Source organism: Bryocella sp., from assembly GCF_058498515.1.
This window is the reverse complement of sequence record NZ_JBMHYI010000047.1, coordinates 53,367-67,212: the sequence shown is the minus strand read 5'-3', so window position 1 is coordinate 67,212 and position 13,846 is coordinate 53,367. Positions and strand designations below refer to the sequence as shown.

General features: G+C 64.5%; 12 protein-coding genes. 8 read left to right on the top strand and 4 right to left on the bottom strand.

Annotation, left to right across the window (positions count from 1 at the left end):
* The first annotated feature begins 203 nt into the window (after nucleotides 1-203).
* The 4 genes from AC5E6W_RS13610 (at nucleotide 204) to AC5E6W_RS13595 (ending at nucleotide 4,648) form a co-directional block, all read left to right on the top strand.
* Nucleotides 204-725, top strand: coding sequence for a zinc-ribbon domain containing protein (locus tag AC5E6W_RS13610; protein ID WP_491752859.1), 522 nt, complete (start codon nucleotides 204-206; stop codon nucleotides 723-725).
* 94 nt (nucleotides 726-819) lie between these two features.
* Nucleotides 820-1,800, top strand: coding sequence for an MBL fold metallo-hydrolase (locus AC5E6W_RS13605; RefSeq protein WP_491752858.1), 981 nt, complete (start codon nucleotides 820-822; stop codon nucleotides 1,798-1,800).
* Between the two features lie 146 nt (nucleotides 1,801-1,946).
* A complete protein-coding gene (locus tag AC5E6W_RS13600; protein ID WP_491752857.1) occupies nucleotides 1,947-2,597 on the top strand; it encodes a flavin reductase family protein in 651 nt (216 codons plus the stop codon).
* 23 nt (nucleotides 2,598-2,620) lie between these two features.
* Nucleotides 2,621-4,648, top strand: coding sequence for an ArnT family glycosyltransferase (locus AC5E6W_RS13595; protein ID WP_491752856.1), 2,028 nt, complete (start codon nucleotides 2,621-2,623; stop codon nucleotides 4,646-4,648).
* Between the two features lie 71 nt (nucleotides 4,649-4,719).
* Here the strand turns inward: AC5E6W_RS13595 and rpmA are convergent, their stop codons facing one another.
* The 3 genes from rpmA to AC5E6W_RS13580 form a co-directional block, all read right to left on the bottom strand.
* On the bottom strand, nucleotides 4,720-5,001 hold the full coding sequence (gene rpmA / locus AC5E6W_RS13590) for a 50S ribosomal protein L27 (protein WP_491752855.1): 282 nt from the start codon (nucleotides 4,999-5,001) through the stop codon (nucleotides 4,720-4,722).
* 75 nt (nucleotides 5,002-5,076) lie between these two features.
* On the bottom strand, nucleotides 5,077-5,409 hold the full coding sequence (rplU, locus tag AC5E6W_RS13585; protein ID WP_491752854.1) for a 50S ribosomal protein L21: 333 nt from the start codon (nucleotides 5,407-5,409) through the stop codon (nucleotides 5,077-5,079).
* Between the two features lie 235 nt (nucleotides 5,410-5,644).
* On the bottom strand, nucleotides 5,645-7,213 hold the full coding sequence (locus tag AC5E6W_RS13580) for an ArnT family glycosyltransferase (RefSeq protein WP_491752853.1): 1,569 nt from the start codon (nucleotides 7,211-7,213) through the stop codon (nucleotides 5,645-5,647).
* Nucleotides 7,214-7,367: 154 nt separating this feature from the next.
* Here AC5E6W_RS13580 and AC5E6W_RS13575 point away from each other — a divergent pair, with 154 nt between their 5' ends.
* The 4 genes from AC5E6W_RS13575 to AC5E6W_RS13560 all read left to right on the top strand — a co-directional run bounded on the left by AC5E6W_RS13575 (nucleotide 7,368) and on the right by AC5E6W_RS13560 (nucleotide 11,933).
* The gene (locus tag AC5E6W_RS13575) at nucleotides 7,368-8,774 is read left to right on the top strand and encodes a glycosyltransferase family protein (protein ID WP_491752852.1); all 1,407 of its coding nucleotides are present in this window, start codon (nucleotides 7,368-7,370) and stop codon (nucleotides 8,772-8,774) included.
* Entirely contained in the window at nucleotides 8,774-9,838 is a 1,065-nt protein-coding gene (locus tag AC5E6W_RS13570; protein WP_491752851.1) for an NAD-dependent epimerase/dehydratase family protein, read from the top strand. The genes AC5E6W_RS13575 and AC5E6W_RS13570 overlap by 1 nt, the downstream gene beginning before the upstream one ends.
* 29 nt (nucleotides 9,839-9,867) lie before the next feature.
* Nucleotides 9,868-10,341 carry a dUTP diphosphatase gene (gene dut, locus AC5E6W_RS13565; RefSeq protein ID WP_491752850.1) on the top strand — a complete coding sequence of 158 codons (474 nt, stop codon included), beginning with the start codon at nucleotides 9,868-9,870 and terminating at the stop codon, nucleotides 10,339-10,341.
* A 209-nt stretch (nucleotides 10,342-10,550) separates the two neighbouring features.
* A complete protein-coding gene (locus AC5E6W_RS13560; RefSeq protein WP_491752849.1) occupies nucleotides 10,551-11,933 on the top strand; it encodes an Nramp family divalent metal transporter in 1,383 nt (460 codons plus the stop codon).
* Between the two features lie 76 nt (nucleotides 11,934-12,009).
* Here AC5E6W_RS13560 and AC5E6W_RS13555 read toward each other — a convergent pair whose 3' ends face one another.
* A complete protein-coding gene (locus AC5E6W_RS13555) occupies nucleotides 12,010-13,656 on the bottom strand; it encodes a YXWGXW repeat-containing protein (protein ID WP_491752848.1) in 1,647 nt (548 codons plus the stop codon).
* Nucleotides 13,657-13,846: the final 190 nt, after the last annotated feature.

Below are 13,846 nucleotides of genomic sequence, written 5' to 3'. Positions count from 1 at the left end.
CCGCAGCCGGCCAGTCCAATGCAAGTCACCGGAGGAGTTCACCGCAAGGGAACTCCTTCGGCTTTAACTCCGGAAACCGCACCGGAGTTTAGTCGGGCCCGAGTTCATTCGTACCATCAGGCTTGAACCCGCTCAGCCGGAGCGCAAGGGTTGCGTGCCGGACGCGATTTCAGCCCTATCCCGCAAGGTGGGAGAAGGCCCCAATGCAATTCGCCGACCGTGTTCTGAAATGCGCTGATTGTGGCAACGACTTCGTCTTTACTGCAGGCGAACAGTTGTTCTTCGCGGACAAGCAGTTCAAAAACGATCCCAAGCGCTGCAAACTCTGCAAGGCCAAGCGTGCCGGCCTCGGACGAAGCACTGCCGCCGGCTCCGCCACCCTTCCCCTCTCCCGCACCGAGACCCGCACCAACTGCTCCTCCTGCGGGATCGAGACAACGGTTCCCTTCAAGCCGACGCAGGGCCGCCCTGTCCTCTGCCGTTCCTGTTTCCAGCTCAAACGAGTTCCCGCCGCTGTCGCAGCCGTTGCCACCATGGACGTCCCCGGAGCCATGGAAGCGCAGGCCAACGCCGCGCTCGACCAGGCCCTGGCGGAGCAAGGGGTCGAGCTCACCCTTGAAGCTCCCATCGCGATTCCCACCGAGCTGATTGCTGAAACACAGGCCACAGGCACTGAGGCCGAGGCCGTGGCGCTAAGCGCCCCCTCTTCCACTACCGACGCCTAGACACACGCTCGAAACGCACGCATTCCATCCAGAGACCGCCGCCCTCGAGGCGGCGGTCTCGTTTGCGGTCAGCTGTCCCGGTAGACTGTTCCCGATGCATCCTGCCGCCACCGAACGCGACGCCGACCTGGTCCGCGCCCACCGCTCCTTCGGAGACTTCGACCTCACGATCTGCAGCGATGGCCCGCTCCTGCTCGATGGCGGCGCCATGTTCGGCGTCGTGCCGAAGACGCTCTGGTCGCGCCGCATGCCGGCCGATGAGAACAACTGCGTTCTGCTCGGGCTCAACTCCGCGGTCGTGAGGACCGGCTCGACGGTCGTCGTCATCGAGACCGGCGTGGGCAACAAGCTGCCTCCGAAGTTGCGCGAGATCCACCAGAACCACGAGCGGCTGATGGACTCCTACGCCGCTGCCGGTCTTCAGCTCGACGAGGTCACGCACGTCATCAACACCCATCTGCACTTCGACCACTGCGGCTGGAACACCACGCTGGATACCGATGGCATCGTGCGCCCCACTTTCCCCAACGCACGCTACTTCGCCGCCGCGGGCGAGCTCGCGCACGGCCGCCTGCAGCTCGATCGCGATCGCGTCAGCTATCTCGGCCCCAACTATGATCCGCTGATCGTCAGCCGCCAGCTCACGCTCATCGACCCCGATGGCATCGACGGCTTCTCACCCGAGGACAAGCGCCTGCGCGGCATCGACGCGAGCGGCGACGAACTCCCGCCCGTTCCCATCCAGACCAGCCTCGAGATCGTGCCAGGCATTCGCGTCGAGCGTTTCCCCGGCCACACCGCAACCATGCTCGCCGTGCACATTCAGTCCGGCGGCGAGCACGCCTGCTTCATGGGCGACCTCTGCCCCACGAGCCACCACCTCGATGCCACCTGGGTCATGGGCTACGACCTCGACCCGCTGACCTGCATCGAGCAGCGCAAGCGCTTCCTCAAGTCCGCCATCAGCCAAGACTGGCTCGTGCTCTTTCCCCACGACCACCACACGCCCATGGCCAGGCTCGCATGGAACGAGAAGGGCAAGCCGATGGTAGCAAGAGCTGTAGGTGTGAGGTAGATCAGATTTCTTCCTCGTACCTCGTCACCTGGGAACCTCGTCGCTCTACAGCATGGTTCGTTTCGCGGTGCGTGTCTTCTACGCACCCCCACCGGTTCTGGATACCCTGAAGCAATCGAGCTGCTCGTGCGGCTCAGGAGTGAGCATTGGATACCTTTGAAGAGTTCGATTTCACGACGCTGCCCGGCAGCGACCGTTACAAGATCCTCGCCAGCACGGTCATGCCGCGCCCCATCGCGTGGGTGGTCTCGCGCAACGCCGAAGGCACGGTGAATGCGGCGCCGTTCTCATTCTTCAACGCCATCGGTTCCGCCCCGCCGCTGATCATGTTTTCCGTCTCGGCTTATGGCGTCAGGCACTGGAAGGACACGCTCTTCAATGTGCGTGCGTGCGGCGAGTTCGTCGTCAACCTCGTCTCTGAGGAGGTCGCAGAGCAGATGAACATCACCTCCATCGACGCTCCCGAAGGCATCGATGAGACCAAGCTAGCTGGTCTCGAGATGACGCCCTCCAAGGTCGTCGATATCCCACGCATCGCAGCTTCGCCCATCGCGTTCGAGTGCAAGCTCTACAAAGAGATTGAGCTCGGCGCAAACGTTATGGTCATCGGCGAGGTGGTCCACGCCGCCATCCGCACCGATGCTTTCGCCAACCTCCAGCGGCTGTATATTGATCCCGACAAACTGAAGCTGATCGGACGCATGGCCGGAGCCGGAGGCTACTGCCGCACGCGCGACCAGTTTGTCATGGAGCGTCCCAAGTGGCCGTTGGAACAGAACAAGGATCAGGGGCAGTAACTTTCGCCCGCCAAGTAAAACGCTTGTCTTTATCGCAGGGCTGGGTCGCGCTCGTCGCGGCCCTCCTGCTGCTCGTCTATGTCGCGCAGGTGGTGCATGCCATTCGTGGTCAGTCGCTCACGTGGGATGAGGGCGACCATATCTTCGCGGGCTACTCGCAGTGGAAGACCCATGACTACGGCCTGAATCCCGAGCACCCACCGATGGTGAAGATGGTGGCCACGCTGCCGCTGCTGGCGCTGCCGCTGAAGGTGCCGCAGCTGCAGGGTCGCGACTTCAAGCTCGAAGCCTATCTTGATGGCCGCGAGATGCTGTTCCGCAACGGCGCGGCCAGCGGCGGCCACTACGAGGTCCGCGACCTTACGCTGCGCGTGCGCCTCTTCGCCATGCTCTTCGGCCTCTTCGGTGCCATGGTCGTCTTCTGCGCGGCGCGCGAGATGTTCTCTCCCCTCGCCGGCCTGTGCGCGCTCGCCGTCTTCGTCTTCGATCCCACCGTGCTCGCGCACTCGGCATACGTCACGACAGACATGGCCGCCAGTGCCACCATGCTCGCCACGGTATATGCCTTCTGGCGATGGATGCGGTGGCCCACAACGGTGCGGCTCCTCGTTACCGGCCTAGCCGCCGGCCTCTCGCTAGCGGCCAAGCACTCCACGATTCTCCTTGTCCCCATGTTGCTCGCACTCGCGGTGGTGGTCGTCCTCGAGCGCCTGCAATCCCATCCCTCCGACAAGCCGAAGCACTTGCTGCGCGAAGCAACTCGCGTCGCCGCTGCCCTCGGCGGCATCGCAGCCGTTGCGCTTCTCGTGCTGTGGGCCTGGTATGGTTTCCACTACAACGCACGTCCTGCAGGGCTCGCACTCGATCCAACGCTCGCAGACTACGTGAAGCCACTCGCGCCCATGGAAGCCCAGGGCATCCTTCTGCTCGCGCGCCTTCATCTCCTTCCGGAGAGCTATCTCTATGGTCTCGCCGACGTGCGCCGCATGGCCAACGGCATGCCGAGTTACTTCTTCGGCCACGTGTACGCGCATGGCGTGTGGCAATACTTCCCTGTGCTCATCTTCATCAAGATGACGCTCGCGATGCTCGTCCTGCTCGCGCTCAGCGTCTTCGCCATGGCCTGCGGCTGGCTGCGTGGCCGCATGCAACTCATCTTCCTCATCCTTCCAGCGGGCATCTACTTCCTCGTTGCGATGACCTCGCACCTCAACATCGGCGCGCGCCACGTTCTGCCGGTGTATGTCTTCGGCTGCGTGCTCTGCGGCGCCACGCTGGCCTCGCTCTTCGAGCAGAGCCGCGCGTGGCAGATCGTTGCCATTGTGCTGCTCCTTGCGCAGGCCACCACGTCCATCGCATGCAGCCCCAACTACATGGCCTACGCCAACGAAGCCTGGGGAGGGCCGAGCCAGACTTACAAGTATCTCTCGGACTCCAACACCGACTGGGCGCAGCAGCTCGTCGCCGTGGAAACGTACACGCGCACGCACAACATCCATCAGTGCTGGTTCGTCTACTTCGCCGATCCGCTGCTGCTGCCGAAGGATTACGGCATCCCCTGCAAGTCGATGAACACCATCGACACGCTCTGGGCCGGGACCTCGTACGACGTGCCACCCCACATCGAGGGACCCGTCTTCGTCAGCGCCGGCAGCCTCAACGGCTTCGAGTTCGGCTCCGGCGTGCTCAATCCCTACAAGGTCTTCGAGCAGGCAAAGCCCGTGGCCTTCATTCAGGATGGCGTCTTCGTTTACAACGGCCCGTTCGATGTCCCGCTCGACAGCGCGATGGGCCACGTCGTCGCCGCACAGAACGCGACCGGCAAGAAGGACTTAGGCACCGCACTCACGGAAGCCGAAATCGCCGCAAAGACCGCTCCCGGCGACGTCTGGCCGGAGGTCACCTACGGTGACGCTCTGGCCGCCACGCATCATGACGCCGAAGCGAGACAGGCCTACGAGCGAGCGCTCCCCAAGATCCAGAAGATGGATCCCGACGCCCGCGAGGAATGGGAGTCGAAGGTAAAGGGAAAGATCGCGAAACTCCACTAGCGCAATGTCCAACAGAAACACGAAGGCCCTGCCGAAGCAGGGCCTTCTGATCTTGAGAAGTGTGGAGAGACTTACGCCTGGGCCGCAACTGGAGCGGCTTCAGCCACAACGATGTGGACGAAGCGGCCGTGCTGTCCGCGGTCCTGGAACTTGACCACGCCCGACACCTTCGCGAAGAGGGTGTCGTCGCAGCCGCGGCCGACGTTCTTGCCGGGCTTCAGCGGTGTGCCGCGCTGGCGGACGAGGATGCTGCCGCCGGTGACGACCTCACCCGAAAACTTCTTGACGCCGAGTCGCTGGGCGTTCGAGTCGCGGCCGTTTTTGGAAGAGCCAAGACCTTTTTTATGTGCCATTCGATTTGCCTCTTTCGCGCCTGCTCCTGCGCGGGCGCTACAAAATTTGTCGGCTCGCGAGAGCCTGCCGAGAGCTTACTTGGCTTCGGGCTTGAAGCTCTTGCCGTTCACCTGGATCTCGTTGATCTTGACGGTCACGAAGTCCTGGCGGTGGCCCTGCAGCTTCTTGTACTGCTTCTTGCGCTTGTAGTGGAAGACCAGGATCTTGTTGCCGCGGCCCTCTTCGACGACCGAAGCGAGGATCTTGGCGCCAGAGAGCTCCTGCTCAAACTTGCCCTCTTCGCCGGAGACGGCGAGGACGTCGGAGAACTCAAGCGCACCATCCTGGTGCTCGGTCTTCTCAATGCGAATTTTGTCGCCGGGGGATACGCGGTACTGCTTACCGCCGGTGCGAATCACTGCGTACATGGTGAACCTCAAAACAGCACACGGCGTCCGCCGCGGCTCGTGTCTTTCCAAGGAATTCCTGGAATCTTGTGTGTCAGGAGGCGAAAGCCCGGATGAAAGTCCAGACTGGCATCCCGACCGGCAGGAGGCGGGCAGTCATGCTTCTCGCACACGCCCTACGCATACCGGCCCTGCAGCCAGAGACACAGGCTGCATCGCCAAACTAGATGAGTGTACCGGGAATCGCCCCTCGGGGTCAACCTTTCTTCCCCGAAACTGCTGATTCCGTCCTGTGTTGGATGACTCCCAGCTGCAGCGTCTGCCCCTGCTCCAGCGGCGTAAACTGCAGGTCCGCTGGGAGTTGCGCCAGCAGGCTCGACTCCACCAACAGCAGTCGCGGGCCGTCGGTGACTGCGCTTTCGATCGGCTCCGGATTGTAGCTGTAGGGATTCAGCGCTGGCGCCGCGTCCGGTCCACCCAGCGCCACCTGCTGCACCACACGATGCGAGTAGAAGATCGAGCTGCAGATGGGCACGAACCGCCCCGCACGCCACAGCAGCAGTGGACCAGCAACTTGCGCCGCCGGCGAATCTCCAGCCGCAAAGGCCCGCTTGAGTAGCACCGACGATTCGCGATCATCCGGAGCCAGCGCGCCGTCGGCCAGCCTGGGGGAGTGAAGCTCGCGGCGTGCGTGCGCGGTGAGCGCGGTCGCTCCGGCAAAGAGGACGACCGCGGCCCCTGCAAACGCTGCGGCTTTCGTAACGCTTGGCTTCGGCATCAGGCGCGGCACCATCTCCTTCGCGACAAAAGCCCCCGCCAGCGCCGACAGCGGAGCATATGCCGGGCAGAGGTAGTGCGGCAGCCGCGTGCGAACCAGCGAGAACAGCACCAGGTCGAGCACAGCGAAGACCGCAAACGGCCGCAGCACGCGCAGTCTCTCGTTACGCCAGGAAGCAACCATCGCGGACGGATACAGCAGCGAGATCAGCGGTACCGATACCAGCAGCACCCAGAGGTAGTACCAGCCGTGAGTGATGTGCCCCTCGATCGCGTGCGTCGCGCGATCCATCACCTGCCAGCCGAGATACACATGCACGAACTCGCGTCCGAAGTGTGCCAGCATATACGCGTGCCAAGGCACGGTGATAGCAAGAAACAGCGCGAGCCCCGCGAAGAAGCTGCCCCGAGTACCGCGCCGTGCTTCTTGGAGGGACGCGCGATCCAACACAAGCCACGTAAGCGCGACCGGAAGCAGGATCAGGCTCGCCGCGCCCTTCGTCATCAGCGCCAGCGCGAAGCCCACCCAGAACATCAGCCATCCGTGCCGTTCTCCTGCGCTTAGCCGAGCCAGGCCCATCAACGCGAACAGAAGGAACAGCGCCAGCAGCACATCCGTCTCGCCCGTGCGTGCAGCATGCTGAAAGCCAAAGCTCGCCAGCAGAAAGACACTGGAGAGCCACGCCGCGAGCAGCCCCAGGCGGCGTGCCATCCACGCATGCAGCACGGCAACCGTGGCCACACCGGCCAGCGCCGAAGCCATACGCGCCCAAAGCTCGCTGACGCCAAACACCTGATAAAACGCTGCCGTAAGCCACATCGAGAGCGGCGGCTTCTCCATCCACGGCACGAAGTTCCAATGCGGCACCAGCCACCCGCCCTGCCGGTGCGGGCTCCGCAGCATCTCTCTCGCGACCTCCGCATAGATGCCTTCGTCCCACTCCGCCAGCGGATGATGCCCCAGCAGCGGCAACAGCACCGCACACGCCAGCAGGCCGGCCAGCGCGGTTGAGATTATCAGGAGCTTGGGCCGATTGTGGGTTGCCATCAAGAAGAGCCTAGCGCAACTGTTGGAGCCCGTAGTTGCGAGTCCCGGGTGTGGATGGCCGGGGTAAGGGGTAAGTCGCTGCTCAACGCCGCGCCCCTCCGCGAACACAGCGTTCGCAGTTTGAAGATGCGCGCGGGATAAACTGAACCCGGCGATGCAGCAAGTTACACAGGTCTCAACAGCGCGGCCCCGTTCGGGGGCACAGTTCCGAGCCCCGCAGACCATCTTCTGGGTAGGCCTCGCGCTGCGGCTTGCGACCATCCTGATCGGCCATACCTACAAGATCCGCCTCAACGACCATCACTTCGACTTCGGCTTCGAGGCCGGACGCATCGCCAAGTCAATCGTTGAAGGCCACGGCTACGGCAATCCCTTCAACGGCCCCTCCGGCCCGACGGCCTGGCTGCCACCGCTCTATCCCTTGCTCATAGCTGGAGTCTTCAAAATCTTCGGCGTCTATACGAACTCCTCCGCATTCGCGCTGATGGTCGTCAACAGCGTCGCCTCCGCGGCCATCGCGCCGCTGGTCTACGAGATCGCCGCGCGCTGCTTCGATGCCCGCGGACTCGCCCGCCGCGCGTCGAAGCAGGCTGCACCCGTCGCGCTGTGGTCCGCGTGGATCTGGGCGGTGCATCCCGCAGCCATGCAGTACGCCGTGCACTGGCTCTGGGAGATGTCGCTGACGACGCTCTTCTTCACCTGGACCCTCGTGCTCGTGCTGCGTCTGCGCGGCGTCGGCGAGGTTCCCGCCGCGCTGCTGGACTTCAACCTCAATCGCGATGCGCGACTTGACGGCCGCAACGCAATGCTCCGCTGGGCCGCGCTAGGCCTGCTCTGGGGACTCATCACGCTGCTCAATCCTTCACTTCTGCTGGCGCTCTTCGCTGAGATCGCATGGCTCCTTTGGCCGCGTCGTAGCGAAGGCTTCTTCTCTGGCTCGTTCGCAAAGAGCATCGCCAACGCCGCTCTCTGCGGCCTCGTGATGCTCGCCGTTATCACACCGTGGATCGTGCGCAACCAGCGCACGCTGCATGCCTTCGTGCCCACGCGCAGCAACTTTGGCGTGGAGCTCTACCAGAGCACCCTCGAGGTCAACAACGGCCTGCCCTGGGGTACGTCCATGCCGCTGTGGCCCGGTGCGCCCGAGTTCCGCGAGTACGTCCGCGTCGGCGAGATCGCCTACTCCAAGCACATGGGCGAGCTCGGCAAGCAGCGCATCGCCGCCAACCCCGCCCAGTTCTGGCGTTGGACCGCCCTACGCGTGCAGTGCTTCTGGGCCGGCACGCCGCACGCCGAAGAGAAGCATCCCGCCAGCGAGTACCTCCGCCAGCTGCACTATAGCTTCATCAGCGTCTGCGGCGTGCTAGGCCTCCTGTTGATGTTGCGCCGCCACGTGCCCGGTGCGTGGCTCTTCGCGATGATCTTCGCGCTCACGCCCGCGGTCTACTACGCCGTCACTGTACAGCCGCGTTTCCGCCATCCCATCGAGCCACTGATGGCCGTGCTCGCCGTCTACCTCTTCCGCTCCGCGGACACTGATCGGGTATGGTCAATAAGGTGATGGCTGAAACACAAGTACGGCTGGAGATTCTGGTGACCGGCGGCTCCGGATTCTTCGGAGGCATTCTCAAGCGGCGGCTCCTCGACGAAGGCTTCGCCGTGACCAACATCGATCTCGTCGCGGACGAAGACAAGCATCCCGCACTCACCAGCGTGCAGGGCGACATCCGCGATCAAGCTCTCCTCGCGCGCCTCTTCACCGAGCACACATTCGTCGCCGTGTACCACGTCGCGGCGATGCTCGCGCACGATATCAAGGATGAGCGCGAGCTCTGGACCTCGAACGTCGACGGCACGCGTCTCGTCGCCGAAGCCGCTCTTCGCGCCGGTTGCCACAAGCTCATCTTCACCTCCACCAACTGCCTCTGGGCCGAAGGCTTCGACCGTCCCGTGACCGAGGACGACGCGCCCGCGCCCATCGAGGTCTACGGTCAGTCCAAGCAGCAGGCCGAGCTCGAGCTCCAGCGCATTCACGCCGAGCACCCGGAGCTGCAGGTCGTCATCATCCGTTGCCCGACCATCATCTCCTCGGGCCGCCTCGGCCTGCTCGCCATCCTCTTCGAGTTCATCGAGGACGGCAAGAAGGTCTGGGTGGTCGGCGGGGGCCACAACCGCTATCAGTTCATCGCCGCGGAAGACCTCACCCAGGCCTGCCTGATGTGCCTCAACTACAGCGGCTCGGCCACCTTCAACATCGGCAGCGACGACGTACCCACCATGGCCGCGATGTACGAGGGCGTCATCCACCAGGCGGGAACGAAATCGCGCGTGGCCACGCTGCCCGAAGCTCCCACGCTCGCGCTCATGCAGCTCGCGCACAGGCTTGGCGTCTCGCCGCTGGGGCCGTACCACTACCGCATGATCTCGAAGTCCTTCGAGTTCGACACCACCCGCATCAAGCGCGAACTTGGCTGGCAGCCCACGCTCACCAACGAGCAGATGATGCTGCGCGCCTTCCTCTACTACCGCGACAACCGCCGCCAGATTCACGGTCGCAGCGACGTCTCTGCACACTCCAAAGCCGCGCCCATGGGCGTCATTCGCCTGCTGAAGTGGATCTCATAAAGCCGCCGCATCAACCGGAAGGAACAACCATGAGCGAAGTCACGCCCACCGAGAAGCCCACCCCTCGCATCCGAGTGCAGCGCCTGCTGCCCGACGCGCAGGTGCCACGCTATGCCCATGTGGGGGACTACGGCGATCTCGCTGCCGACCTCTTCGCCGCCGAGCCCGCAACCCTCGCCGCCGCAGGCCACCAGGGCTCCACCGCCCTCATCCGTACCGGGCTCGCGTTCGAGTTTCCCTCCACCCACGGCGCCCTGGTCGAGGACCGCTCCGGCCTCGCCGTCAAGGGCATCACCACGCTCGCCGGCGTCATCGATCCTGGCTATCGCGGTGAGCTCAAGATCATCGTCAGCAACCTCTCCGCGCTGCCGTTCGTCATCGAGCCCGGCCACCGCATCGCGCAGCTCCGCATCGTGGAGCGCATCCAGGCAGTCTTCGAGGAGACCCACGAGATCGACGGCACCCTGCGCGGCGCGGGAGGCTTCGGGTCGACCGGCATCTAGAGCGTTTCCCCTGTTGAGGGGCATCCCGGAAGTAGCGTTCGGCGGCGTCTTCTTTTGGGAAGACGCCCATGGGAATCGAGCCCCCGAAGGACACCCACAGGAGAAACGCTCTAAGTCGTCACCGTCCGGCAATCGCCCGGCCTGTACACTAACCAGTCATGGCGGAATCAGATCCGCGGCCCGAGGAGGCCGCTCAACCGGGGAGCAGTGTGTCTGACGCCGCGTCGCGGGACGCGGTGCTTTCGCCCGCGACCGCGGCCGTCGGATCCTCCGGGCTGGTCCCGGCTGTTAAGCCCGGTCAGAAGATCCCCGGCTTTCGTCGCGACCAGATGTGGAGCTACTTCGGCCCCGCCTTCGTGGCCTCCGTCGCGTACATCGATCCCGGCAACTTCTCCACCAACATCCTCGGCGGCAGCCAGTTCGGCTATCGCCTGCTCTGGGTGCTGCTGTGGTCGAACGCCATGGCGATCCTCATCCAGTACCTCAGCGCCAAGCTGGGCATCGTCACCGGCCGCACGCTGCCGCAGAACTGCCGCAAGCACTTCTCCAGGCGCACCAGCGTTGCGCTCTGGATCTGCGCGGAGATCTCCGCCGTCGCCACCGATCTCGCTGAGTTCCTGGGCGCGGCCATGGGGCTCGACCTGCTCATCGGCCCTGCGCTGCTCGCGCACGGCCTCAGCCACACGGTTGCACTATTTGTCTCGGCGGCCATCGCCACTGCGTTGGTCTTTGCCATCCTCGCGCTCGATCTCGCCGGCTACCAGTGGCTGGAGCGCGGCATCATGGGCTTCGTCGGCGTCATCGGCCTGTGCTACGGCTTCGAGGTCTTCCTCGTCCACCCCGACTGGCAGAAAGCCTTCTACCACACGCTGATCCCCACCTTCCAGCACGGCGCGATGAAGGAGAGCGTCTACGCCGCCGTCGGCATGTTGGGCGCAACCGTGATGCCGCATGTCATCTACCTGCATTCCGCACTGGTGCAGCCACGGCTCAAGCAGCTCGCCCCGCCGCCGCCCAAGCGCATCGTCCCCGCCATCGTCCGCGAGTACCTCCGCTACGAGCTGGTGGACGTCTTCGTCGCGATGAACGGAGCCTGGATCATCAACTCCGCGATGATCGTCATGGCCGCCGTCGCCATGTTCCATGGCCCAAGCTACTCTCCCACCATCCAGGACGCTTTCCACACCCTCGCGCCGCTGTTGGGCCGTGGCGCCGCGATAGTCTTCGCCGTCGCGTTGCTCTGCTCGGGGCTGTCGAGTTCCACCGTCGGCGTAATGGCCGGGCAGGTCATCATCGAAGGCTTCCTCGAGATCAAGTTCCCCATCTTCCTGCGCCGTTTCATCACGGTGGTTCCCGCGCTCATCGTCATGGCCGTCGGCTGGGATCCGCTGCGCATCCTCAACGACTCGCAGGTGCTGCTCAGCTTCACGTTGCCCGCCGCGCTCATCCCGCTGTTGCTGCTCACGGCACGGCGTGACGTGATGGGGGGCGAGTTTGCCAGCTCCTTGCGCACGAGCATTGCAGGCTGGACGGTCGCCAGCATCATCGTTGCGCTCAACGTCGTGCTGCTCGTCCAGTTGGCGATGGGCTGAGCCTCGCCCTACATGGCGGCAAACAGAAAGGCCCACCATCACGGTGGGCCTTCTTGTTCGTGCTGCTGGTTAGGAGTTACCGGTGACCACGATCGCCGCCGCCACGCGGAGCCTCATGCGGAGGGGGAGCCGGATGAGCGGCCGGCGCCGGGCGGGGAGCAGGTGCGGCGTGTTGCTGCGGAGCCGGAGCCGGACGGGCAGCAGGGGCCGGGCGCGGAGCTTCCACATGCGGTTGCGGCGCAGGACGCTGCACCTCCTGCCGCGGTTGGGGAGCGACGCGCTCCGGCTGCGGACGTGCCTGGGGCTGAGCCACAGGAGCCCGCTGCGGCTGCGCTACCGGAGCCGTGCGTTGCGGCTGGGTGGTGGGCTGCGGACGCGCATTGTTGAAGCCGCCGCGTGTCGTCTCGGGTTGCGCGTGAGGCTGGTTTGCCGGCGTGTTCGGACGGCCCTCAAACCCGCCGCGATTCGCCGGCGTGTTGGGGCGAGCGATCGCATTCGGCGCGCCCGGACGGTTCATCTCGCCAGGGCGATTCATCTCAACGCCGCGATTCGGCTGGACGTTGGGCTGAACGCCGCGGTTGGGCTGCACCGCCGGCTGTCCAGGGCGGTTGATCCCCGCGCCACGGTTCGGCTCGACGGCCCGATTGGGTTCCCCCGGCCGGTTGGCAATGGCCGGCTGATTCACCGCACCTCCGCGAGCATTCACCGGCTGCGTCACGTCGATGTGGTTGCGCGTAGCGGCCTCGGTCACAGCTTCCGGACGGTTGAACGCGGTCTGCTGCGGACGTCCCTGGTTGGTGGCGAAGCGCTGCTGCGGGTCCGCTGCGGCGAAGCGGTGAGCCTGCATCTGCGCGGGGACAGCGCTGACGTGCTGCTCGCGCATCGCCTGCTGCTCGAACGCAGCCGGAGCGCGATTGATGCCGCCGCGGCCACCGTTGTAGCTCACGCGAATCGTGGGCTGTGCGCCATAGTGGACGTTGTTGTAGATCACGGGACGGTCATACACGTTATTCAGATGGCCTACGTTGGTCACGGAGCGGTTGTAATAGAAGTCGTTCCCGCGCCAGAAGCCGCCGAAGTAGCCCACGCCGATATAGCCGAAGCCATAGTTGATGCCGCCATAGAATCCGATATGGTGGCCCCAGTACCCGCGATGGAAGCGGTAATGGCCGCCGTACCAGCCCCAGTAAGGCGGCGTCCAGAGCCCGCCGTAGTACGGCGGTGCGACCCACACGCCCGGCACCCAGTAGTAGCCGTTATCGCCCCAGCCCCAGTAGCCCGGAGTCCAGTAGTAGTTCGGGCCGGGAGCCGGTGGCTGGTCGTACTCCGGCAGCGGAGGCGGAGCCTGATCGGCCTGCGCAGCGTAGTCCACGTCGTTGTACGTGGGGTCGGAGTACGTCTGTTCGTTGTTGTAGCTATAGTCCTGGTTGGCAGCCGGCTGCTGCGGGTACGCTTCGCCCTGTTGCTGTGGCGTGTAGGCAGAGCTCTGGCCCTCGACGCGCACGATCGGCGCCCTTCCGCTGGTGCTTGCCGGCACGGGAGTGGTGGTGGCGCCACTGCCGGCGTACACATTCGCCATGGCCGGGTCCGCGCCCGTGCTGGCCTGCTGAATGACCGCTGCCTGTTGCGGATCCTGGCTCTTGCAGGCCACCAGGCCAAGGGCCAGCAAGGACGCTGCGCCCGTAAAGGCCATCCGCTGGAAACTTCTCTTGATCGTTCTCATACTTTCGCTCCTGCTCCGCGCGGGCCGATCGAGGGTTGGCGCGGGCAATCCTGCTGCTCATTGCTCAGATGCCGCCCAAGCCGCATGGGCTGGATACAGAAACACCAATGCGTTACCAAGGTCGCGTCCCGAAAAGGTTGCCCGCGAGTCACATCCGGGTCCGCATCGTCCGCGAATCGCCAGAATCCTC